General features: G+C 50.0%; 18 protein-coding genes. 13 read left to right on the top strand and 5 right to left on the bottom strand.

Annotation, left to right across the window (positions count from 1 at the left end; translation table 11 throughout):
* The first annotated feature begins 202 nt into the window (after positions 1–202).
* The 9 genes from AB4124_RS09040 (at position 203) to AB4124_RS09000 (ending at position 15,707) form a co-directional block, all read left to right on the top strand.
* The gene (locus AB4124_RS09040; protein ID WP_430109875.1) at positions 203–1,111 is read left to right on the top strand and encodes a carbohydrate ABC transporter permease; all 909 of its coding nucleotides are present in this window, start codon (positions 203–205) and stop codon (positions 1,109–1,111) included.
* Positions 1,112–1,210: 99 nt separating this feature from the next.
* Positions 1,211–2,032, top strand: coding sequence for a carbohydrate ABC transporter permease (locus AB4124_RS09035; protein WP_339269326.1), 822 nt, complete (start codon positions 1,211–1,213; stop codon positions 2,030–2,032).
* A gap of 130 nt (positions 2,033–2,162) precedes the next feature.
* Entirely contained in the window at positions 2,163–3,524 is a 1,362-nt protein-coding gene (locus AB4124_RS09030; protein ID WP_076326150.1) for an ABC transporter substrate-binding protein, read from the top strand.
* A gap of 116 nt (positions 3,525–3,640) precedes the next feature.
* A complete protein-coding gene (locus AB4124_RS09025) occupies positions 3,641–5,458 on the top strand; it encodes a sensor histidine kinase (protein ID WP_441972514.1) in 1,818 nt (605 codons plus the stop codon).
* On the top strand, positions 5,427–7,031 hold the full coding sequence (locus AB4124_RS09020) for a response regulator transcription factor (protein WP_441972512.1): 1,605 nt from the start codon (positions 5,427–5,429) through the stop codon (positions 7,029–7,031). The genes AB4124_RS09025 and AB4124_RS09020 overlap by 32 nt, the downstream gene beginning before the upstream one ends.
* A 25-nt stretch (positions 7,032–7,056) precedes the next feature.
* Positions 7,057–8,922 carry a DUF2264 domain-containing protein gene (locus AB4124_RS09015; protein ID WP_441972445.1) on the top strand — a complete coding sequence of 622 codons (1,866 nt, stop codon included), beginning with the start codon at positions 7,057–7,059 and terminating at the stop codon, positions 8,920–8,922.
* A gap of 30 nt (positions 8,923–8,952) precedes the next feature.
* Complete coding sequence (locus AB4124_RS09010; RefSeq protein WP_441972510.1) at positions 8,953–10,077, top strand: glycoside hydrolase family 88 protein; 1,125 nt, start codon at positions 8,953–8,955, stop codon at positions 10,075–10,077.
* A gap of 207 nt (positions 10,078–10,284) precedes the next feature.
* Positions 10,285–11,334, top strand: coding sequence for a hypothetical protein (locus AB4124_RS09005; protein ID WP_430109888.1), 1,050 nt, complete (start codon positions 10,285–10,287; stop codon positions 11,332–11,334).
* A 38-nt stretch (positions 11,335–11,372) separates the two neighbouring features.
* Positions 11,373–15,707, top strand: coding sequence for an S-layer homology domain-containing protein (locus AB4124_RS09000; protein WP_441972444.1), 4,335 nt, complete (start codon positions 11,373–11,375; stop codon positions 15,705–15,707).
* Between the two features lie 115 nt (positions 15,708–15,822).
* Here the strand turns inward: AB4124_RS09000 and AB4124_RS08995 are convergent, their stop codons facing one another.
* The 5 genes from AB4124_RS08995 to AB4124_RS08975 all read right to left on the bottom strand — a co-directional run bounded on the left by AB4124_RS08995 (position 15,823) and on the right by AB4124_RS08975 (position 20,648).
* A complete protein-coding gene (locus AB4124_RS08995; RefSeq protein ID WP_076326153.1) occupies positions 15,823–16,074 on the bottom strand; it encodes an HPr family phosphocarrier protein in 252 nt (83 codons plus the stop codon).
* Positions 16,075–16,115: 41 nt separating this feature from the next.
* Positions 16,116–17,537: an NAD-dependent malic enzyme gene (locus tag AB4124_RS08990; RefSeq protein WP_441972442.1), complete on the bottom strand. Its 1,422-nt coding sequence runs from the start codon at positions 17,535–17,537 to the stop codon at positions 16,116–16,118.
* A gap of 36 nt (positions 17,538–17,573) precedes the next feature.
* Complete coding sequence (locus tag AB4124_RS08985; protein WP_076326155.1) at positions 17,574–19,100, bottom strand: tripartite tricarboxylate transporter permease; 1,527 nt, start codon at positions 19,098–19,100, stop codon at positions 17,574–17,576.
* Positions 19,101–19,119: 19 nt separating this feature from the next.
* Positions 19,120–19,575, bottom strand: coding sequence for a tripartite tricarboxylate transporter TctB family protein (locus tag AB4124_RS08980; protein WP_441972440.1), 456 nt, complete (start codon positions 19,573–19,575; stop codon positions 19,120–19,122).
* 65 nt (positions 19,576–19,640) lie between these two features.
* Entirely contained in the window at positions 19,641–20,648 is a 1,008-nt protein-coding gene (locus tag AB4124_RS08975; protein WP_441972438.1) for a Bug family tripartite tricarboxylate transporter substrate binding protein, read from the bottom strand.
* Between the two features lie 258 nt (positions 20,649–20,906).
* Between AB4124_RS08975 and AB4124_RS08970 the strand changes: the two genes are divergently transcribed.
* The 4 genes from AB4124_RS08970 (at position 20,907) to AB4124_RS08955 (ending at position 24,447) form a co-directional block, all read left to right on the top strand.
* A complete protein-coding gene (locus AB4124_RS08970) occupies positions 20,907–22,517 on the top strand; it encodes an ATP-binding protein (protein WP_441972436.1) in 1,611 nt (536 codons plus the stop codon).
* Positions 22,495–23,181: a response regulator gene (locus tag AB4124_RS08965; RefSeq protein ID WP_441972434.1), complete on the top strand. Its 687-nt coding sequence runs from the start codon at positions 22,495–22,497 to the stop codon at positions 23,179–23,181. Before AB4124_RS08970 ends, AB4124_RS08965 begins: the two co-directional genes overlap by 23 nt.
* 108 nt (positions 23,182–23,289) lie before the next feature.
* Positions 23,290–23,949 carry an HAD family hydrolase gene (locus tag AB4124_RS08960; RefSeq protein ID WP_076326160.1) on the top strand — a complete coding sequence of 220 codons (660 nt, stop codon included), beginning with the start codon at positions 23,290–23,292 and terminating at the stop codon, positions 23,947–23,949.
* 84 nt (positions 23,950–24,033) lie between these two features.
* Positions 24,034–24,447, top strand: a complete 414-nt coding sequence (locus AB4124_RS08955) for a hypothetical protein (RefSeq protein WP_076326161.1) — start codon at positions 24,034–24,036, stop codon at positions 24,445–24,447.
* Positions 24,448–24,716 lie beyond the last annotated feature (269 nt).

Here is a 24,716-nt window from a genome sequence, read left to right as displayed (position 1 = left end):
CAGCGTGGCTCATCCTTTTTTGTTCCGCGCAAACGCACAAAAAGTAAAATTCGTTCCAAAATGCACATTTCTCTTTCTTATAAGCGGCAAGCGACTTTTTTACAATGGAGGTATCCAAGATTCTATGTTCAACAGAATCGGTCTCAAATAGAGATACAAGTGAAATGTGGTGCTAAGCAAAAAAGCCCAGGAGGAGAGACGTATGAAACGAACAAACAGATCTGCCCATCTTAGCATGGCGGCGAAGGAGCAAATTGCCGGATATTTATTTGTTGCTCCTTTAATGCTTGGGCTGTTTATTTTGACATTAATCCCTGTCATTGGGTCTTTGCTGCTAAGTTTCACGAATTGGAACTTCGTAGCCGGGATGGGCGCAATCAAATTTGCAGGACTGAGTAATTTCGTCACCCTATTCAAGGATAGTGCGTTTATGCAAAGTCTGGTTAACAATCTGGTCTTCATTATTACCGTACCTGTTACCATGATATTGGCCTTGGTACTTTCGGTACTGATTGACCGGCAGGTCTATCTTAAGGGTGCTTTTAAGGTTATTTACTTTCTTCCCTATATTTCAAGCATTGTTGCTGTCGCCATGGTGTGGCAGGTTCTGTTCCACCCATCTCTTGGCCCGGTGAATAAGTCGCTGATGTCCCTGGGTATAGATAATCCGCCGAAATGGCTTGCGGATATCGATTTTGCGCTGCCGTCCCTGATGATGATTCAGGTGTGGATCCTATTAGGGTACAACATCATCATCTATATTGCCGGATTACAGTCCATCCCAAGAGACCTGTATGAAGCTGCTGAGATTGATGGAGCGAATGCATGGGTGAAATTCCGCAGCATTACGCTGCCGTGCATATCGCCGACCACCTTTTTCTTATTAGTGACGGGGATCATCGGTACCTTCAAGATTTTTGATCTGATCCAAGTGCTAACACAGGGCGGACCGGCTAATTCGACAACTGTCATCGTATATGAATTATACGATACAGCCTTCAATCAGCTGAAGACAGGTTATGCCTCCAGTATGGCTTTGATCCTGTTCCTGATCTGTCTGCTGATCACGGGTGCACAGATGCTAGCTCAGAAGAAGTGGGTCAACTATTAGAGGTTGTTCAAAAAGTCATCCTTTGACCACGAAGCAGCACATGAAGCTTAATCGACATCGAATATTGAATTTAGCCGGGCATGAGAGGAGAGGTACCCCATGAAATTAAATATATCCAAATTGATTTGGACGATCGTTATGGCCTTCATCGGTATTCTGTTTATTCTTCCGTTTGTATGGATGTTGTCAACCTCCTTTAAACCGGAGATGGATGTGTTCAAATTTCCGATAGAATGGATTCCGAAAAATTGGAATGCCGTAGAGAACTACCAAACGGTATGGAGCGGACAGTTCGTACGTTATTATTGGAACTCCATTTATATCACGATCGCTACGACCGTCATTAATGTGTTTGTATGCGCACTTGCAGCCTATGGCTTCTCCAAGCTGCGTTTTCGCGGCAGAGATGCCATGTTTGTGCTTGTTCTGGCTTTGTACATGGTTCCGCCGCAGGCTTCGCTGGTACCGCAGTTCTTATTGTTCAATTGGATGAATCTGATTGATACCCATGCGGGTCTGATCCTGTTGAACAGCTTCAGTATTATTGGAGCATTCATGTTGAAACAATTTTTCATGGGCGTAAACAATGAATATATCGAGTCCGGCAAAATGGATGGGGCGGGTCACTTCCGAACCTTCTGGCAGATTGCTCTTCCGCTTATCCGTCCGGGTGTCGCTACTTATGCGATTCTCCGGTTCATCTGGACATGGAACGACTATCAGTATCCATTAATTTTCTTGAAGTCCAAAGATCTGTTTACGATCCAGCTCGGCATCCGACTCTTTGGGGACCAATACGGGGATGTATATTCCCTCATGATGGCTGGCGCCGTATCGGCCATATTGCCTCTGCTTATCATTTTTGCGATTGGTCAGAAGCAGGTTATCGAGGGCATTTCGCTTGGCGGAGTCAAGGGCTGATAAAAAGTCAAAATAGTTTGGCTTCCGTAAAAATAGGGAACTACGCTAAAAGATCGATCATGATAGGATGATTTTGTAAGCACTTACTTCTATGAATAACGGGAAGCAGTTACTTTCGAGGAGGGTCAATATGAAAATCAAGAGATTATCGGCGATGTTGTTAAGCTTATCCTTTGCGCTTGTTGTTTCGGCTTGCGGAGGTGGAGGCAGCACGACGTCTGATTCGGCCGCTCAAGGCAGCGCGGACTCAGGCAAGGAAGCAGCACCTGATCAAATTGTGTTGAAACTAAGCACGTGGCAGACAGATGCAAAAGCGCAATGGAGCAAGATTATACCCGAGTTTGAGAAGAAGTATCCAAACATCAAGGTGGAGCTGGATCTCCTGAACGAGAAGGGCGATTCGCTGGCATCCATGCAAAAACTGGACCTGATGGCCGCTTCAAATGACCGGTTGGATATCGTCGAGCTTCCTTATACGAATTATTCGCAGCGGGCAGACATCGGACTTTTTGAACCGCTCGAGAGCTACATAGAACAAGATGGCTACCAATACGATGATGAATACTTGGTGGATACCAGAGTCAACGGCAAAATTTACGCACTGCCATCTTCCATGCAGCGCTGGTTCGTCATTATGAACAAAGCGATGTTGGAGGAAGCGGGTCTGCCGATCCCAACGGACTGGACGTGGAAAGAGTTTGAGGATTACGCGAAGAAGCTGACCAAGGGGGACGGTGTCGAGAAACGATATGGCGCTTACCTGCACAATTGGCCGGATTACTTCCAGCTGCAATTGATGAGCAAGCCGTCTGATAATACGTTTCTTAAAGGCGATGGAACATCCAATGCCAAGGACCCACTGCTGAAAGCTAATCTGGAAATGATGAAGCGAATGATGTATGAGGATAAGAGTGCGAACCCGTACGAAGATATTATTTCGCAAAAGCTGGCTTACCGTAATCAATATTTCAACGGGCTTGCTGCTATGCTCCCTATGGGCGATTGGATGGTGGCGGAGTCTGGGGGAACGGACGCCATTCCGGCTACCTTCGAAACCGTATTTGCACCTCTGCCTAAACTGGAAGGGGAAAGCAAACATTACTCCCCGGTACAACCGACATATATGGCAGTGGCAGCAAAATCCGAAAATAAGGAGGCAGCTTATCAATTCGTCAGATGGTATACGTCCGAAGGTCTCGAAATCGGGGGAAGAGTATTCTCCGGCTGGGCCAAATCGGATACGGATAAGCTGATCGATACAATTGTAGGCTCCTCGAAAGATCCATCAAAGATCGATGTGGAGTCACTGAAATATACGATTAATAACACGGTGCCAGGGTCAGCTCCGGTGCCTGTAAAATATGCCGAGGAAGCAAAGAATGTTGTGATTCCTGAAGCGGAGCTGTATATTCTGAATAAGCATGATCTGGACAAAACGATCGACAGCATCGATCAGAAGATTACCGAGGTTGTAAATAGTAATAAAAATTAGGCTGAGTTCGCAAGAACGTGATATGCCTAATGCATTAACAGGATACGAGGATGGTTAAGGGGAAAACTCAGGTTTTCCCTATTCCAATTCATTAAGATTTGAGGACTGCATCTGTGATGATTCCCAAATTTTCATTGCGAAAAAAATTAATCTGGTCAGCACTGCTATGTTTTCTGCTTCCCCTGGGCGGAATATATTGGGTTACCAATTATTTAACCAAGGATCTTCTGCTGGATAGGGCCATTGTGAGCTCTGAGGATGCACTAAAAGCGGTTCAATCCGATGTGAATAGCGTTCTGGATCAAACATTGGAGCTGTCCAACATAGTGCTGACGAACTCGGAGATCAGACAGCAAATTATGTCCAGGCAGAAGCAGGGCACGCAGGAATACAAGAATGAGATCCTTGTACACTACAGCCGCTTGATCCGGCTGCTCGATGAGCTCTTTAGACAGCATGACGATTATTATGTCACCATCCTTGGAAAGAACGATTTTACATATACCAATTATTCTCACAACGACTTTAATCCGGCCATCTTATACAAGCAGCCGTGGTTTGCGGAGCTAAACCAAATTCCCTCGTTCTCAACCTATTGGGTGGGATTGCAGGACAATTATTTTCATACTGCCGACAAGGATGGTTCTTATCTGGTTACGATCGGGCGACCGATAAGAACCTCCTCCAACAGCATCATCGGTTATGTCATCATCAGCGTGAATGAACGTAAAATCCGCAACCATCTTCAGAGCGGCTCTAATTCAGACCAGGACATGATGCTGTTGGATGAGGAGGGCGTGGTCATCTCTCACTCCGATCCGTCCCTAATCGGAAGCAGAATGACCTGGTGGAATCAGGATGAACGTGCAAGAACGATTGAAATGGACGGCCGGGAATATGTATACGCCGAGCAGTCCATTCGCCCGAATACTTGGAATCTGGTCAGCTTAATCCCATTATCATCGGCCGTCTCCAAGTATAAACAGATTTTATTAATCAGTTTTGGGCTGCAGGTGCTTTTCTTTACCTTATTCTGTATCCTTTTGATGGTGTTGATTTCGGCCTTTACGAAGCCGATGAGGGAACTGAGCGGCTTCATAACCCGCATTGGCCGGGGACAGCTGGATATCCGCTCGGGGATACGCGGCAACAATGAGGTGACTCAGCTTGCACGGACGATTGATCATATGCTGGACAGGATCGAATCCAATATTGAGCAAATTACCGTGGAACAGGCCAAGAAGCGAAAGGCCGAGCTGGAGATGCTGCAGGCTCAGATCAACCCGCACTTTATGTTCAATCTTCTGAATTCCATCCGGCTTAACATACTGATCGAAGGGGATAAAGAGAACGCCGAATTGATTGCTTCCTTGTCTTCCCTGCTGCGCATGACGATTAACCGCGATAACGAATTTATTCCACTTCATGAAGAGGTGCAGACGGTTCATCACTATATCCGTCTCATGAATTTCCGGCATGCCAACCAGGTGAGACTAGAGGTGAATTACGAGGCAGGCTGCGAGCAAGCGTTAGTTCCGCGCTTCATGATTCAACCAATAATTGAAAACGCTATTATTCATGGCTATGAGCAGTTTGCCGGGGTCATCTTCATTGAGGCGGTCCATATCACTGAAAAAGGAGCTAACGACATCAGCATCACGGTCCGTGACAACGGGATCGGTATGAGTGAGGCTGCGCTTCAAGAGCTGCGTGCCAATGTGGACTCGGTTCAGGGAGCAGCAGCACCTGCCAAAAAGGGATTTTCCGGCATTGGTGTCAAGAATGTATTTCAGCGCCTTCGTCTGATCTACGGAACGAACGCCCAACTGGAGATTCACAGTGAGCAGGACATTGGAACAAACATCACGTTAAAGTTTCCATTCGAGGTGGAGAGAGGTGAGCATGGTGTTGACAGCGATTCTGGTGGACGATGATTATCCTGTTGTACGCTATTTGTCACAAAGCATTGCGTGGAGAGTGCTGGGTGTTGAATTGATCGGTTGTTACTCGAACGGCTTGGAGGCTTGGGAGGATGCACAGCTTAAGCAGCCTGACATTATTATTACGGATATCGGAATGCCCAAGATGAATGGCCTGGAGATGCTTGAAAAGTTCAACTCAGTGAATCCCTTGTTTCGAGCTGTCATTTTGTCCTGTCATAACGAGTTCCAGTATGCGCAACAAGCTATGAAGCTGAAAGTGAGTGATTATATTCTAAAAGAGAGTTTGGATGTAGAGCAGCTGCAGCAGCTGCTGCATAACATCGCCGTTGATCTGAGCAAGGAGAAGCATAAAGCGGCAGAAGTGATGATGTATATGCAGAAGGAATCGCTCAATCGGTCCGCGCTAAAAGATCAATTGCTGAAGGATACCCTGTACCAGTTATCCTGGACGAAGGAGGCATGGATTAAGCATGCCCGGTTAAATGGTGTCGACCTTCAGGCCAGATATTACTTGCCTTTCGTTGTCTCTATCGACCGCATGCCCGAAATTTCAAAGACCCGCAAAATGAACGATTATACGATTGCATTCGCGGTCGAAAATGTGCTGCAGGAAGTGCTCGATTCAATGCACCGCAGCGTTATTTTCCATTACAGCAACAAAGAACTGGTTGTTTTCATCTGTTGCGAGGACCCTGTTAAGGAACAGCAGATACTCTACTATTCTCTGCAGCGGGCGATAACGGCCATGAAACAATATTTGAAAATATCAGTTACCTGCTTATTGGGACGGGAAGCCGCAGCACCTGAAGAGCTTCGGCTTATATTAATGCCCATGCTCAAGGAATGGAGCCATCGCTTCTATCTGGAGGAATCCAGCATCTGCCGGTACGAGAAGGTGTCCTTCACCAGCGGAGATATGTATGGAGAGTATGCCGTATTCTTCTCGCGGATCAATGACATGCTGGCCTTGAATCGGCCTGAGCACGTAGAGGAGATTGTAAAGGAATGGGCGGCATGGGTGGAGACAAACCGGTTCCCTCCTGCAGATGTGAAAGAATGGGTGCTGCAGCTGCTCATGGATTTACAGATGAAAACGAAAGTGACATTACAGGTTCAGGACAGCATAACCGAAGAGAAGCTGTATGACGCGATCAACGATATTCATTCCATGGAGCATCTGCGGAGCTGGATCATGGCATATCTGACGGAGCTCTCCCGCAGATTAAGCGTATTATCCATCCGCTCTAAGCGTTCTGAGATCATCCAGGCACAGAAATATGTGATTCAGCACGTGACCGAGAAATTGACGCTTGAAGAGATGGCGGGTTATTTAAATTTGAACTCAAGCTATTTCAGCCGCTTGTTTAAACGTGAAACGAACCAGAATTTTATCGAATATGTCAATATGGTCAAACTCCAGAAGGCGAAGCAGCTGCTTCAACAGTCTAATAAGACTGTCGAGGAGATATCGGACTATCTGGGTTATGCCAACAAGAGCTATTTTATCAAATTGTTCAAACGGGAACTTGGCATGACGCCGAGCGAGTTTACGTCTTGGAGTTAATAATCGATAGGAGGAGAGTGAGATCATGGAACAGATACAAGGATCGCTACAAGGCCTTCCACTTCGCACCAAAGCTGATCTGCAGAAGGCCGTCTTGGACACGCTGGAGCCTTTGAAGCAGCGATTCACGTCGGGATATGCTGGACTAACGCTTGGATCTACAGCAGCCCTATATAATGACGCCATTGCACTTATGGAGGCTTTTGCCAGACCCTTATGGGGATTAATTCCTCATGCCAGTGGAGGCGGCGAATCGGATTTATGGCCCCTGTATCTGAAAGGCATCGTGAATGGTACGGACCCAAAGCATGCCGAATATTGGGGAGAGTTTACGACACAGGATCAGCGTATGGTCGAGCAGGCGGTATTCGGATTTGGACTGGCGCTTGCTCCACATAAGCTGTGGGAGCCATTGCAGGATCAGGAGAAGCAGCAGCTGTACCGGTGGCTCAATCAGATCAATCTCGTGGATCATTCCAATCCGAACAATTGGCTGATGTTTACGGTGCTTGTAAATATGGGCTTCAAGAAGGTGGGCATGCCTTACAATCAAGCCATTATGGATGAGTATCTCGATATGATCGATACTTACTATTTAGGCGATGGATGGTATTCGGACGGCAAGACAGATCAGCGGGATTATTATATTCCGTTTGGGATGCACTTCTATACGCTGATCTACGCGAAGCTGATGGAGCAGGATGATCCTGAGCGTGCACGGATTTATAGGGAGCGGGCGAAGGCGTTTGCCGAGCAATTCATTTATTGGTTCGCCGAGGATGGAAGCAGTCTGCCCTTTGGTCGAAGCCAAACCTATCGCTTCGCGCAGGTCTCCTTCTGGTGCGCGCTCGTATACGCTGGCGTGGAGCCCTTCTCCCTTGGCGTAATCAAAGGAATCATTATGAGGCATTTGCGGTGGTGGTTCGCCCAGCCTATCTTTACGTCAGATGGCTTGCTAAGTATCGGATACGCGTACCCCAATTTGATCATGGGGGAGAGCTACAATGCGCCGGGATCACCATACTGGGCGTTTAAGTCATTTCTCATATTGGATTTGCCGGATGATCATCCGTTCTGGATGGTGGAAGAGGAACCCCTGCCAAGCTTGAAATCAGTGTCAGCCCAGCCTCATGCCAGAATGTTGATTTGCAAACCGGAGGATGATGGACATATAACAGCCCTGGCTTCCGGTCAGATGGCTAACTTTGATATGGCGCACAGTGCAGCCAAATATGCAAAATTCGCCTATTCTACGCGATTTGGTTTCAGTGTTCCCAAAGGGTATTATGGCCTCGGACAGGGGGCTTACGATTCGATGCTTGCTCTAAGCGAATGCGATGAGCATTATCGTGTACGCCGCTTTTGCGAGGAGTTCCGCATCGAAGAACAGCATGTTTACTCCAGATGGCTTCCTTGGCATGATGTCGAAGTGCGGACATGGCTGGTTCCTGCCGGACTGTGGCATGTACGGATTCACCATATTCGTTCCAGCCGCTGTCTGACTGCGGCTGAGGGCGGATTTGCCGTGGGAAGGATGACGAATTTTGCCCTCAGCGAGACCGAAGGGGTCAAAGCGGAACCTGAGCGGGTGGCTGCGATGATGCCGGGCGGAATCAGTGGAATCGTCAATGTGCAAGGATACGGCGGTGCGGTCATGGTTTACCCGGAAGCCAATACCAACCTGCTTAAGCCAAGAACAATGATTCCAACGCTAACCGTCCAGCTGGAGCCGGGCGAACATGTTTTGATATCAGCCGTATACGGAGCTTCAAACCGCGAGGAGAATCGGAGGCGCTACGACCTCCCTCCGATTGTAGAGTACACACTCGAAGGAAACATCGTGGTTACGGATGCCCAGAACGGAAGCGTCCTTTTTCGTTTGGACATATAGCACAAGAACAGGAGCAAGGGGAGGATGAACATGTGGAAGGGTGCAATTGAGGATGCCATTCAGAAAATCAAGCAAAACATTAGGAAGCATCCGGGGAAATTGCCGCATATTATCGAGGGCCAGCGATACGAGTGGGGCGATAATAATGACTGGATCGAAGGATTCTATGTAGGGATGATGTGGCTTGCATACGAGTATGGGCACGATCCCTACTATAAGGAGGCGGCCGAGTCTTATTTGACCAATTTCAAAGATCGGCTGGATCGGCACGTGGCATTGGATCATCATGACATCGGCTTTCTATATTCACTGTCTGCGGTAGCGCAGTGGCGTGTAACGGAGAGCGAAACTGCTCGTATGACGGCACTCCAGGCGGCGGACACCTTGCTGGCACGGTGGCGCCCCCAAATGGAAATCATACAGGCATGGGGGGCAGCGAATGATCCGGAGAACGGGGGACGGATCATCATCGATTGTCTGCTGAATCTCCCGCTATTATTTTGGGCTCATGAGCAGACAGGGGAAACAAAGTATTATGATGTTGCCATGAAGCATGCCTTGCAGAGCCAGAAATTTCTGGTGCGTGGGGACGGGTCCTCCTACCATACGTTCTATTTTGATGTTAACAATGGAAATGCGCTTCGGGGCGGTACCCATCAAGGGTACCAAGACGGATCGACCTGGACACGGGGTCAGGCTTGGGGGATATACGGTTTTGCACTGGCTTACAGATATACGAAGCATGAGGCATTTTTGGATACGGCCAAGCGTCTTGCCCGATATTTTATCGAACGCATGGCTGAGGATGGGGTTGTCTATTGGGACTTCGATGTGCCAATTGATGAGGACACACCGCGCGACAGCTCCGCATCGGCTATCGCAGCGTGCGGATTGCTAGAACTTCTGGAACTTATGGAGGACCGTGATCCGGACAGGATGCTGTTCGAGAGTGCCTTGAACCGCAGCATGAGCGCATTGGTGGAGCATTATTCAACGATGGACCTGCCCGATGCGGAGGGGCTGTTGAAGCACGGATCCTATCATGTCAGGGGGGACCGGGCACCGGATGATTATATGATCTGGGGAGATTATTTTTATTTGGAGGCGCTGGTCCGGCTTGAACAAGGAATTAAAGGCTATTGGTACGAATCTTAAAGCGAAATATGTAACGGGTATAGACCTCTGTCGGCGATCTGCTGGCAGAGGTTTTTTGTGTATCTGACGAACGGTACGAGGCAGCGGAATCAAAGAGGTAAAAATCGTGTGGCATCCGTCAAATTTGTTCATTATAACTGTTTTTTAACTTTCCTATAATAAGGTTGATCTAAAATGTAAGTGCTTGCAAAAGAACGGAGGGAGATTATGTTTGGGAAAAGGCCTATAGCCCGCACGTTAATACTCCTATTGTTTAGCCTTGTTGTGGCAACCGCGATTATTGCCGTTGTCCTGAACATGGAGATGCGGGCTTCAGCGGATGAAGTCGTTCTCACCATTGATGATGAGCCCGTTACGGTTCAGGAGTTCCAATTTTTTTTACGGCAAAATAAAGCATGGACTACTAGCTACTTCAAGCAGAAACACAATGCCGATTATAGTGAAGACTTTTGGACTTCTGCTTATAAGGGAGAAACACCGCTTGATTATGCCAGGCAAAAAACGGTGCAGGATGTAACACGCATAAAAACCGAACAGAGCCTGATGAAGCAGCACGGGATCATCCAGGATGTATCCTATGCGTCCTTCTTAAGGGATCTGGCAGCGGAGAATGAAACCAGGCAACAGAAAATTCGGCAAGGGCAGCCGATATATGGTCCTCAGCAGTATGGTGCCGATTCGTTTTACTCCTATACGCAGAGCATGAATTATCAAAGATTAATCGATACATTGGTTAAGCAAACAAGGAATTCGCTTGGCGATAAGGAGCTGAAGGCCCTTTATGAAGAGGTCAAACCCGAATATTTTCATCTGGGGTATGCGTTCGTTTATGAAAAAGTAACGGCCTCAGGCACGGAGTCCTCCCGTACCCTAAATACCCTTCAGGAGCTTGTACTCTCTGAGAAGTTTAGTGTCGAGGAAGCTATCGCAAGGTTGAGCCCCTCAGGCGTTGAGGTGCAGAAAGACACGCTGGATATAGACACCAAATCCAAAGACGATGATGCAGCGCGTTATCTACACGATGTGCTGACGTCTACTCAGCCGGGTGAGTTTACCGCTATTCAACAAGATGCGGAAGGCTCTATGATGTTCAGGCTTCTCGATACCAGGGATAAAGGCTATGCGCCGTATGAGCAGGTTAAAGCTTCCCTGGTTCAACTATACATTCAGAAGCAGCTGGAACAGCAGGTAAGTCAGAAGTTGCACAATGCTAACATTCGGATCAACGAGGAGGTGCTGAGGTCGATTTCGTTCTAATTCTGATAACCAAAAGATTGTGTCAGGAGGATGATGTAATGAATCATGGGAAAAGAAACAGCAAGCGAAGGTTGCTCACCGTTTGTCTTAGCATGATATTGGCGGTTTCCCTGGGAATTCCCGATCTGCACGGGAATCGGGTAAGTGCGGCTGAATCCTTGGAGGCAGCGGCTTCTGCCCGGGCTGCATCGGGAACGGTCTACTATGTCAGCGCGGACGGGGATGATGCCAATGATGGAAAGTCAGAGAGCCAGTCCTGGAGAACGCTCGAGAAAGTGAATAACATGAGCTATGCGCCCGGTGATCGAATTTTATTTAAAGCCGGAGATGTGTGGAATGGATCACTCAAGCTTCGGGGAATATCCGGTACGGCGGATGCACCGATCGTATTCAGCAGTTATGGCAATATTAAGGGACTTGGCCGACCGGTTATTAACGGGAATGGCACAACCACCACCGAGAGATCTGTGATTATAGAGAACTACAAGGGCGTTACGGATAAGACGATGTCGGCCACCATCGATGTAGTGGACGGCAGCTATCTGGAGTTCTCCAATTTTGAGCTGACCAACTACCATCCGGATATCATCTCGCAACGAGCGGGCATCAATATCCGCACAGCCTCTACCACGGTATCGGAATGGGAAGCGAATCCTCACATGGGGATTGTCGTCAAGAATAATTATATTCATGACGTGAACGGCAATCCAAAGGGCTGGAAAATCGGAAGTGGCGGAATCCTGATTCTCGGTAATATTACGGACGTTCTCGTTGAGGGCAACATCGTGAAGCGGGTGGATATTGAAGGGATACGTAACGCCGGACTTTATAAAGAAGGCGATATTAAAGCCAATTTCCCAAGAGTCTTCAAAGATATTATTTTCAGAAACAATTATGTAGAAGAAGTCCAGGGCGATGGCTTTGTGATGAGCAACGTCGGCGAGAATGGCCGAATGGAATATAACACCGTAGTCAAACACTCAGCCAAAGACGTGGGGAATGTCAACTACGCGGGACTTTGGGTCATCGCTGTCAAGGATATGGTCATGCAGTATAACGAAGTGTACGGCGGGGTGTACGGGTATAACGACGGCCAGGCCTTTGACGTGGACATGTTCTCGGAAGGAGCGCTATACCAGTACAACTACAGTCACAGCAATCGCGGGGGCTTTATGCTCTTTATGGACGGTTCAACGAATTCCGTGGCCCGGTACAATATCAGCGTTAATGACGGAGACGGCAGATATCTGCTGCATTATTTGCCGACACAGGCACAGTATGCACCTCTGATTCATAACAATACATTTTTTACAGACGAGAATATCTCCACCAAAATCTTTAACACTTCGGTCAAGTATGCACGGCTCTATAACAACATCTTCTATTCCAAGGCAGATACGCCTATGGGTGCCACCTCCTTCTCCGGCGGGGAGATCAAGAACAATATTTTCTATCCGGGAACGGGGATTAAGGGTACTGCATTCCCGGGTGCAGTCGTAGAGGACAATATCTTTGAAAGCCCGAAGCTCGCCAGACCGGGTGAAGAACCGAAAGATATCATTCAGGCAGATGCGAGCCTCTTCGATGCGGAGAAGCTAAATGGTTATAAGCTGTTATCGGATTCGCCTGCCATTAATGCAGGACTGGATGTGAGCGTACACACCCCTTCGGTATGGGGCAAGGCAGATAAAGACTTTTACGATAATCCCCTGACTGACGGTAAAGCGGATATCGGTGCGCATGAATATTCGGGTGATGCACCAGCTAATCGGGTACCTGAAGTACTGCCCATGGCGATGAAACTGAATCAGGACAAGCTGGACTTGTATGCCCAGCAGGCGGGCCAAACGTTAGCAGTTGAATTCACACCCAAGGACGCATGGTTCAAGGGGATAAAGTGGTCCAGCAGCAATCCGCGAGTCGCGGCAGTAGATGCGAAGGGTTTCATCACTCCACTGAGCCCGGGGAAAGCGAGCATCAGGGCCGAAAGCACGTTCAATACTGCCATTTATGCGGAGACGCAGGTTACGGTTCATCCCCCATCCATGCTGAAGTCGTATCAAGTCGGGGCAGATCAAGCGGAGATATCGGAGTCTCATCCTTCCGTACAGCTTCGAGTCGACGGCGTGACAGAGGAAGGCATTACTCTGAAACATGCGCCTTATTACAAAGTTCAATTCAGGACGGACCAGGATCGGGTCACCGTGGATCAGGAAACCGGAATTCTAACGGCAAATGGTGATGTCTCCGGTATGGATGCGATAGAAGTCACGGCTGATGTCGAAGAATACAGCGACATTCAGTATTCACAGAGTTTTGAAGCGGGCTGGGGAGACTTCGTGTCGGAGACCGGAACGCCAATTGAGACAGGGGTCATCTCTGATCAAGTAGCGTATCAAGGAGAACGAAGCGCCTTATTTGTAAAAGGGAATGGCAGCAATGCGATACAGAAGCTGTTCGGATCACCGCAGCAAGGCATTGTTACCATGATGTTGTATGACGATGGTTCCAAATCGGGGAATACCCGAGTTGTTGCCCATGTCGGAAACGCAAGAAGCCAGCTGCTTGCCGGTATGGGCGTGCTGTATGATGGGAACCCGAACTATGGTTCCCAGGACTATTATTCCGTGAGGGCAAGCGGTGTTTCAACGGCTTGGGAAAAAACGAGCATTAAGCGTAGTAAAGGCTGGCATGAACTGAAATGGGACTATACCTCGGGAACCGAATTAAACATGTACATCGATGGTCATCTGGTGAAAACGACAAACGTGATCACCCATTTCGACCGGATTGTGCTTGGCTTCCTGTGGGACAGCGCGAACGGCCGTACCTTTGCCTTTGACAATATCAAGTATGCTTCGACGGATGACAAGGTGACGAAACCGGCTGAGAAACTCACGCTGTCCGTACATCAGACAGTGGATAGAGCTGCCTTGAACCAGGCGATTACCGTCGCCCAAAGCGTATATGATCCGGCCGTGGAAGGAACTGAGCCCGGACAATATCCAGCAGGTTCGAAACTCCAGTTATTCGATGCCATCGAAGCTGCTAAGGCAGTGCTTAACCAAGCAAATGCGCTGCAGGATGAAATCGACGCTGCCGTCACTGTACTTCAAGCGGCTGTGGCAGCATTCCAGTCCTTAGTGATCGTGGACCCGGGAGCTCCAGTGGATAAAAGTCGTTTAAACGAAGCGATTACCGTGGCCAAATCGGTGTACGCCGAGGCTGTGGAGGGAGTGGAGCCTGGACAATATCCGCCGGAGGCCATGCTGCGGTTCCATCATGCGATTCAGGCGGCAGAAGACGTGATGATGAATGAGGATGTGACGCAAGCGGACGTCCAGGCGGCCATCAGCGCCATAGACGGGGCCCTTGCAGAGTTTAAAGGGAGCATGATTCCAGGAAGTAAAGTCCCTTCTTGGTTAGGAGGCATTCTCACAGCGGAAAATGTCTCTGCCACCAGTATTCATCTTCATTGGTCAGGTGAGGTTCAGGCAGATCAAGTTGAAGGCTATACAATTTCTCGGAATGGGGTCGAATTAGCCAATGTAACCGGGTCAGTATACCGTTATCATGTCACAGGGCTAAGTCCTGACAGCATATACAGCTTCAAGGTTGAAGCAGGCAGTAAGGATAAGTGGAGCCATGACGGGCCAAGTATTACCGTCAGAACAGCCGCACTCGTAACGGAGCCTGGCGGCGGTTCATCGGATGGAGGGACATCGTCAATCACCCCATCCCCAACCGTTCCGAAGACCGGGAACCCGGAGGAGGAGTCCAAGGAAGCCGAAGAAGATGATAAGGGAGAGGTTGAGAAACCGAGCCCTCCGAAGCTGGAGGTGCATCTTCAGGATATTGATAAACACTGGGCTTCAAAGGCGATTGAGAAGGCCGTTGAGCTTGGTTGGGTACAGGGATATAAAGATCATACCTTCCGTCCCAACGCCAAGATTACACGTGCCGAGTTTGCAGTGTTGTTAGGAAGGGCGCTGGGATTGGGCCAGGGCCAGCAGGGGACAATAAGCTTCGAAGATGCAGACGGGATTCCTGCTTGGGCGAAAGCATTTGTTACAGGGGTTGTTAAAGCCGGAATCATGAATGGTTATGAGGATCAGACCTTCAGGCCGGCCCAAGAGCTGACCCGGCTGGAGATGACTGTCATGATCGCCAGAGCAAAGAAGCTTCCATTAGACCCTCAAGCGAAAATTTCCTTTGCCGATGCAGATCAAATCCCTGCGTGGGCTCAGCCTTACGTAGCAGCAGCTGTTGAAGCGAAACTGATCCAAGGCAGAGGCCAGGGGGTGTTCGCTCCACAGGCTCATGCTACCCGCGCTGAATCTGTCAGTTTGATTGTTGCAATCCTCGGTGAGTAAGCCATAGCCGAGCGAACATGCAAAGAGCAAGAGAGTACGGTTCCTGTTAGGACCGTGCACTCCTGCTCTTTTTCTTCGGACTCATATCGTACGGCCTAAGCTCGATTTCGGTTGCTTAGGGAGCCTCTTTCAGCTGCAGCTGCAGATGGTGCTTGGCGAATACTTCCCGCATGGCAGCTTTCGCCTCCATTTGGTCCGGACCATAAACGTAGAGAAGGTATGTTTGGTTGCGGTACAGTGTCATGCTTAGACCCAGTATGCTTTTTGCGTCGATATATTGATCCGGCCCAAGGACGAGTACGATGCTTGATGAGAAATCATTCGCCCTCATATTAATGTCCACGATGGCTCGTATGCTGCTCCCCATTCCTGAACCCTCCCCGTTTCATGGAATCGTAATCGTCATCGTTAGCGGTATTCCCTTGGAATACGGCGCGCGACCCCGGTTCGGATGGCTGCCTGGATGACAAGGTCCCGGATGCCGTTGACGACTTGCTGGTTGAATACGCTCGGGATGATGTAATGCCGGCTCCGTTCCTTGTCCGTGACCGTCGAAGCGATCGCTTCGGCTGCGGCGAGTTTCATCTCCTCATTGATGGCGGAGGCTCTGCAGTCCAGGGCGCCGCGGAAAATACCGGGAAAACATAACACGTTGTTAATCTGGTTCGGATAATCCGATCTTCCCGTTGCAATGACGCCCGCGATATCCTCGGCCTCCTCCGGCAGAATCTCCGGGATCGGATTGGCCATCGCGAAGACGATAGGACGCTCTGCCATCGCCTGAACATCCTCTCTCTTCAGGATTCCGCCGGCAGACAAACCAATAAACACGTCGGCGCCATGGATGACGTCTTGAAGTGATCCGGAACGCCGTTCGGGGTTGGTGTTGCTGGCGTACCATTGCCACATGGGATGGTCATACGTCTGATCGGCGGTCAGCGAGCCGAGGCGATCGACGCCGATGATGTTCTTCACGCCAGCCGACATCAGGATTTTGCTGCAGGCAACGCCCGCGGCGCCAATGCCGCAGACGACAACCTTCAGATTTTCCACCGATTTACCTACGACCTTCAGCGCATTGATCAAGGCTGCATACAGCACGACGGCTGTTCCGTGCTGGTCGTCATGGAACACCGGAATGTCCAATTCCTCGCGCAGGCGCTGCTCAATCTCAAAGCATCGCGGCGAGGAGATATCCTCCAGATTGATACCGCCAAACGCGGGAGCGATCGCTTTGATCGCCGTAATGATGCCTTCGGTATCCTGCGTATCCAGGCAGATCGGGAAGGAGTCTACGTCCGCTAGCTGCTTGAAGAGCATCGACTTGCCTTCCATCACCGGCATGGCCGCATAAGGGCCGATATTGCCAAGTCCCAGGACGGCGCTGCCATCGGAGATAACGGCCACGGTGTTACGTTTGACGGTGAGCGTAAAGGCTTTACGCGGTTCTTCGTGGATCGCCATGCATACGCGAGCAACATCTGGCGTATACACGCGGGAGAGGTCGTCGCGGTTCTGGATCGGCGCTTTCAGCTTGGTTTCAATCTTTCCTCCAAGATGCAGCAGGAAGGTGCGATCAGATAGATGCAGCAGCTGAACGCCGGACATGCTGCGAATGCGCTCGGCAATAATGTCGATGTCGATAGTGTCGATCACCGTGATGGTGACGTCGCGAATCGTGGTATGCTTGCTCGTCTGAATGACGTCAATGGCCACGATGTCGCCGCCAGCCTCAAAGATGGCGGCCGTTACTTGACCGAAGCTGGCTTCTTCCGTATTCATTTCAATTCTAGCGATGACACTTTTCCCGCCTAGTTTGCTGGTATTCATGACTGCCTCCTTGAGCTATCGATATACGTATGATGGTTAGCCTTCTTCGTTCACGACAACTTCCTTGCCTCTTCGCTTGAGCAGAATCGGAACGACAATCCAGAGCAGGGCGATGATGAGAAATGCCAGTGACATCGGCTTCTGCAGGAAGATCATAAAGTCGCCGTTGGACGTGGTCAGCGCCCGGCGCATATTGTTCTCGATCATGGGACCCAGCACGAGTCCGAGCACCAGTGGCGCGAGCGGAAAGTCATTGCGGGCCAGCAGGAAGCCGGCAATGCCGCAGATGAGCAGCAGGACCAGGTCGAAGATCTGCGCTTGCACGGCGTAAACGCCGAAGATGGAGATGGCAATGATGATTGGAATGAGATATTTGGCCGGGGTCTGGATGACCTTGGCAAATACTTTGACCAGCGGCATGTTCAGTACGAGCAGAAGCAGGTTGCCGATGAGCATACTCGCAATCAGTCCCCACGCAACTTGAGGATGCTCCTCGAACAGCAGCGGGCCTGGCTGGATGTTGTACATGATGAGCGCCCCCATCAGGATGGCAGTTGTCCCGGAACCGGGAATACCCAGCGTCAGCAACGGGATCATGGCGCCTCCGGAAGCCGCGTTGTTAGCCGACTCGGGGGCAGCAACGCCAGCGATGTTGCCTTTGCCGAAGGATTCTGGATGCTTGCTGACCTTTTTCTCAACGATATAACTGAAGAAGGAAGCAAGCGTTGCGCCGGCGCCCGGCAGAATACCGATAAAGAAGCCGAGGATCGAGCCTCGGGCAATCGGTCCCGCGCTATCCTTCAGGTCTTTACGTGTCGGCAGGATGCGACCGATCTTGGAAGTTGGACTTGCTGCGTAGTCTCTCTCCAAGATGGATTTAAACACTTCGCCAAGGGCAAACAAACCGACGGCGATCGTTAGAAATTCCAGTCCGGAGTACAGGATAGGGATATCAAAGGTGAACCGGGCAACGCCGGATACGGTATCCATGCCGATGGTAGCGAGCAGCAGACCGAATACGGTCATGATGAGTGCCTTGGTGATCGATTTGCCTGCAAGCCCGCTTACTGCACAGAGTCCCAGCAGCATGAGCGAGAAATAATCGGCCGGGCCGAATTTAATCGCTACATTGGATAAAGGCTCCGCCAGCGCGATCAATGCCACAAGCGCGAAGAGCCCGGCTGCGAAAGAGCCGATCGCTGCGATGGACAAGGCCGGGCCTGCTCTGCCTTGCTTTGCCATCTGGTAGCCGTCCAGCGTCGTCACGACAGACGAGGACTCTCCGGGCGTATTGAGCAGGATCGAAGTTGTAGATCCGCCATACATGGCTCCATAATAGACGCCTGCAAGCAGAATGATTGAACTGGTTGCTGCCGCTTCCGCCGGCAAGCCGCTAGTCATGGAGGCGGTGACGGGAATCAGAAGCGCGACGCCGCTCATCGGACCGATGCCGGGCAGTACGCCGACCGAAGTGCCGATCAGCACGCCTATAAAGGCGAAGAGCAGATTATGCCACTGCAAGGCGGTCATAAAGCCATCCGCCAAATAATCCAGAATGTTCATAGTAGATTCCCTCCCATGCTCATGATAGCCAAGACGGGAAGCCCGGCATGGAGCCTTCCAGCAAGACAACAAAGATGACGTACACGCCGCCGGAGAACAGTGCGGAGATTAGAATGGATTTCAGCCATTTGCCTCGTTCCAGCGTCTGAAACGCAAACAGGAGGAACAGGAAGGTGCCGATGATATATCCGATGAATTCCAGGAAATAGGCATAGAGAAAGGCTGCCGCAAAAATCATGAAGAAGCGTTTATAGTCCAGCCTCTCCACATGGTTCTCCGTCGGCTTGGCTTTCAGGGCTTCATAAAACAAACGAATGCTCAGTAGCACAAGCGCTAACCCAAGACCGAACGGGAATATGTTTGGTCCGACGGTGCTCCCGTATGCGGAAGAGCTGATCTTGGCACTTTGCCACATAAAGCCGATGCCAAGGAGCAGAAATACGATGCTGGCATAGCGGTCAAACGTTCTGTTCAAGGTTGACACCTCCTCAAGGATGAAAAGGGAGAGGGGAGCTGCACTGCTCCCTCAAATTCCAAGGCTTACTTCTGCATGCCTAGCGCTGTGAGCAGCTCCTGCACGTCTTGCTCCTGTTCTTCAAGGAATGCCTTGAAGTCAGCGGCGTTTCGGTATTCGCTTGCCCAGTCGTTGGCAACCAGCTCTTTTTGCCACACTTCGTTCTCGGAGAGCCCCTTCAGCGTTTTGTCCCAGAAGGCCAGCTCCTCTTCCGACAGTTCCTTCGGACCGAATACACCACGCCAGATGGTGAATTCGGCATCCAGACCCAGCTCCTTCAGAGTCGGCACATCTGCAAAGTCTCCGCCCAAGCGTTCGCTTGAGGTAACGGCCAGGATTTTGATCTTGCCTGCTTTCAGGTAGCTCCCGAGCGAAGAAATGTCCGTGCCGATCGCGTCTGCATTGTTGCCGAGGAGGGCCGCGATGGCCTCGCCGCCGCCATCATAGGATAAATACTTCACGGTTCTCGGATCCACACCGGATTTGAATGCAGGCAGAACGCTGATCAAGTGGTCCATCGAGCCCGGAGCGGAACCACCCGCAAGTGTGACGGAAGTCGGATCGGCTTTGATCGCGTCGACCAGCGATTGCAGGTCGGTAAATTTGGAGTTTGCCGGTACGGCAATCGCTCCGAAGTCTTTGGTCATCTGGGCGAGCGGCGTCACGTCCTTGTAGCCGAACGGACTGTTCCCTTCTTTTTTCAAGTTGTTGATGAGGATTGGCGGAGAGCTGACGAACAGCTTGTAGGGATCTTTGTTGTCTTTTGCCACGTATTCTGCGAGAAACACGGTCCCGCCGCCGCCGGGCTTGTTCTCAACCGTCATCGTTTGTTCGATGAGCTTTGTTTCCGTAAGTACTTTGGTGAGGGAACGTGCGGTTTTGTCCCATCCACCGCCGGCGCCAGAAGGCGCGGTCACGATAAATGGTTTTTTCGGATATTCGCCGGCGCTGCTTCCGGTGCTGTTGCAGGCTGTCAGGCTCATGGCCAGGACAAGTGCAGCGGTTATGATTTTTATGCTGTTTCGTTTAAGCATGGATAAGTTCCTCCTTATCGTTGTGCGAGAGTTCGCAATACTTGTAAGCGCTTACCTAATTGAAGTTCCTTCATATTATCATCGAGCGTCTGGCTTGAACAGAATTGCGACATAAGTTGAAAAAACATCATTTCGCTAATTTTGTTCATAAAATTTACGACCGATTTTTTCCAGAGACTATTGTCACATGTGTGATCTAGAATACAATAGGAAAATCAGAGCTGCGCTTATGGCGACAATGTGTATGGAGGAATATGAATGCGTTTACAGACGAGATTGATTCTGCTTATAGGCACCCTGTTGTTCGCCGTCATTGTCGCCCTCACCTTCAGTTTTGAGCGGTTGCTCATCACAACGCTGGAGAAGAGTATCGGCGCTTCGGCATTAAAGCTGGCGAAGGCCGTGGCGGAAATGGACGTTATTCAGAATGCGTTCGAGGAAGAGAACCCGTCAGCCATCATTCAGCCTGTGGTAGAGGAAATTCGGTTGGAGACGGATGCGGAATATATCGTCATCGGTAACCGTGAAGGAATTCGGTATGCGCATCCTCTCGCCGATCGGATCGGCAAAGAGATGGTCGGTGGCGACAACGGCCCGGTATTGAAGGGCATGAGCATCATATCGAAGGCGATTGGCTCCATGGGACCCTCGCTCCGGGGGAAGACGCCGATCTACAATGATAAGAACGAAATTATTGGTATCGTATCGGTTGGCATTCTAATGAAAGATATCGAGATATCAGCACAATCGTACCGAAATCGTGTCCTGTTCTTTGCAGGAATTTCGTTAATCCTGGGATGCGGCGGCGCTATATGGATATCGTCCAGCGTCAAGCGATCCATTCACGGGCTGGAGCCCAAGGAAATCGGTTTATTGTATCAAGAGAAACGCGCGATTCTGGAAACGATTCATGAAGGCATTATCGCCGTCAATCGAGAGGGCATCGTAACCTTGGCCAATCATACAGCCATGATGCTGATCGATCCAAAGGAGCGTAGGGTTATCACCGGGCAGTATGTTCAGGATGTCATCCCGGGCACCAGGCTGCTGGAGGTGATGCAGTCCGGGGTAGCAGAGAAGGATCAAGAGATGGTCATTAACGATCACGCGGTTGTGGTCAACCGGCTGCCTATCTATGATCATGAGCATCGGATTGTGGGGGCGGTCTCCAGTTTTCGGAACAAATCCGAGCTGCTGCGCCTGACCGAAGAGCTTACGCAGGTGAAGAGGTATACGGAAGCGCTGCGCGCGCAGACGCATGAATATTCCAATAAGCTGTATACGATTTACGGACTGATTCAGCTGGAATCGTATCAGGAGGCAATGGATCTGATTACGCATGAGACGGATGTGCATCAGAACCTGATACAATTCCTGCTGCAGGAAATTCCCGATCCGATCATTGGCGGCATTCTCATTGGAAAGTTTAATCGCGGAAGCGAGTTAAAGGTGAAGGTTGAGATTGACCGGAGCAGTTCCTTTAAAGACATTCCCGGTCATATTAGCCGAAACCAGCTAGTTGCCATTATTGGAAATTTGATCGACAACGCCATGGAGGCGGCATTGGGATCCAAACCGGAGAACAGATGGGCAAGCGTAAAGTTACATGACAAGGGCAATCAATTAATGATCGAAGTATCCGACAGCGGGTCCGGTATTGCCGAGGCTGGAACGGATCGTCTGTTTGAGCGGGGCTATTCCACCAAGGGGGAACGCAATCGAGGATTTGGCCTATCGATCGTCAACGGGGCAATACAGCAATTACACGGTACGATTGCGTGCCATAACTCGCCTGTGGGCGGTGCGGTGTTTACGGTCAAGATTCCAAAAACAGGGGGGAATATCCATGATTCGGGTCGTAATCATTGAAGATGATGTGCGCATTGCCAGCATTAATCAACGGTTCGTAGAGAAGGTAGAGGGCTTTGAGGTCGTCGGCATTGCAACGGATCGGGTCCAGGCGCATGAGCAGCTGGATATTCTGGCGCCTGATCTGGTGCTGCTGGATTTGTATTTTCCCGATATGTCGGGATTGGATCTGCTGCAGTATATACAGCGGGGATACCCGAATACCGATGTTATTATCATAACGGCAGCCAAGGAATTCGATACGGTGCGGGAGGCGATTCGCGGCGGAGTGTACGATTTTATGATCAAGCCGGTGGTCTTCGACCGTTTCCAGGAGAAGCTGAAAGCCTACCGGAAATATTACGAGCAGATGAAGCAGCTCGGCGGAGCAAATAAGCAGATCGATCAACAGGGCATCGACCAGCTGTTATGGCGTGCCGGTGAACGGATGGAGAGGGAAGCGTATTTTCCGAAAGGCATCGATAAGCTGACAAGCGAGAAGATCCTGTCCTACATCGAAGAGTCGGAGGATGTGTGGACCGCGGAGGAGTTGGGTAAGCGCGGCGGCTTTAGCCGTACTACTGCTAGAAGGTACCTGGAGTACTTCGTAGAGAAAGGCGTGCTGATAGCGGATATTTCATATGGCACGGTAGGCAGGCCGGAACGGGTATACCGGAGAGCGTAGGGTAAATAACCGGATGCGAGACTGGGATATTCCGCCTAGACTTGCAGCTGCATATCGCTTGGATCCTTTCCTTGGATTCGAAATTCATAGAAAGGAGGGAGTGACGCGATGATTACCACCGTTGTTTTTGATTTGGACGGGACGCTGCTTGACCGCGACACGTCATTGGTACATTTCGTTCAAGATCAGTATGATCGTCTAGCGCTCCATGGAGGTTTAGTTGTGGGCAGAGATGAATACGTGAGACGGTTTGTCGAGCTTGATCGTAGAGGTTATGTATGGAAGGATCAGGTGTATCGGCAGCTAACCAAGGAGTTTGCGCTCCCCGTGGGTTGGGAAGCTCTGCTGCGGGATTACATATCGGGGTTTCAACAACATTGCGTCGGTTTCCCCCATTTGCATGAAATGTTAGCTTACTTGAGGAGTAAAGGGATAAAGCTCGGACTGATCTCCAATGGGTACGGCGATTTTCAATACAGCAATATCAGGGGACTTGGCATTGAGCCTTATTTTGATATTATCGCGATTTCGGAGTGGGAAGGTTTACGTAAGCCGGATCCTAGGATTTTTCTCCATACATTACATCGGCTTGAATCAAAGGCCGAAGAATCGATCTATGTTGGAGACCATCCGGACAATGACGTAACCGCAAGCCGGCGTATCGGCATGAAGGGCATCTGGAAGCGGGATCCCTATTATGATCAGGACTTCGCCAAGGATGGGGAGATTACCGATTTGCTTGAGATTATCGATTATTTGAAAAATTGAACAACCATTTCATTCTTTTACTCGTTATCATTTATATAAGCCGAATCGAGATAACCGGTTGTTCTGCGTGAGGAGGGTGTCCCCGTGAATCGAAATAAAACCATGACCTTTATAGGCAAGGGTGAGAAGTGGAAAGCGACTTATGCTATTACCCATCAGGATAAGGTCAATACGAAGTTTACCGTGTTTCAGGATTCGCTTGGCGGAAAGTTGAAGCTGCAGTACTTAGGAAAGGAACTCCTCGACCATGGCAAGGTAGACTATCGGCTAGAAGATATGACGGGCCACTCCATGGAGGGCAGAATTGTAGTGGGGATCGATCATGCTGCCATGAAGGAAACCAAGGGGAAGCTGGATTTTGAGCATCTGCTCGATATGATGAACCCAAACAAGGTTCTAACCCTAAAGATTGAGTGGAACGGGCACCGTGAAGAGTTTACGCTGGAGCTTCCCCGGAAGATCGGCTTTGGAAAAGTGGTCCGTAAGCGGAAGGAATAGCGGGACTTCATGGAAGCAGGACAGGGGCCGACTCTCCCATCATCACTTACGCGTAAGGCGGGTATGACGACCACATTACTCCAATGATATTGCATCAAATGCTTTTTTTTGCATATGGTGATCCTGCCCACACTGTTGGTGTGGGTTATTCGGTTTTGGAGTATAGCTATAACCGCCAGGTTAACAGCAGGGCCGATTATGACGCGGGGGTGCCTTTTTTAAACGCATTTTAAACGAAGGAATCCCCGTCGTTTAAACTTGATCCTGTA

It is taken from the genome of Paenibacillus sp. 2KB_20, assembly GCF_052115765.1.
Taxonomy (GTDB): Bacteria; Bacillota; Bacilli; order Paenibacillales; family Paenibacillaceae; genus Paenibacillus_AQ.
This window is presented reverse-complemented; position numbering and strand designations above follow the sequence as displayed.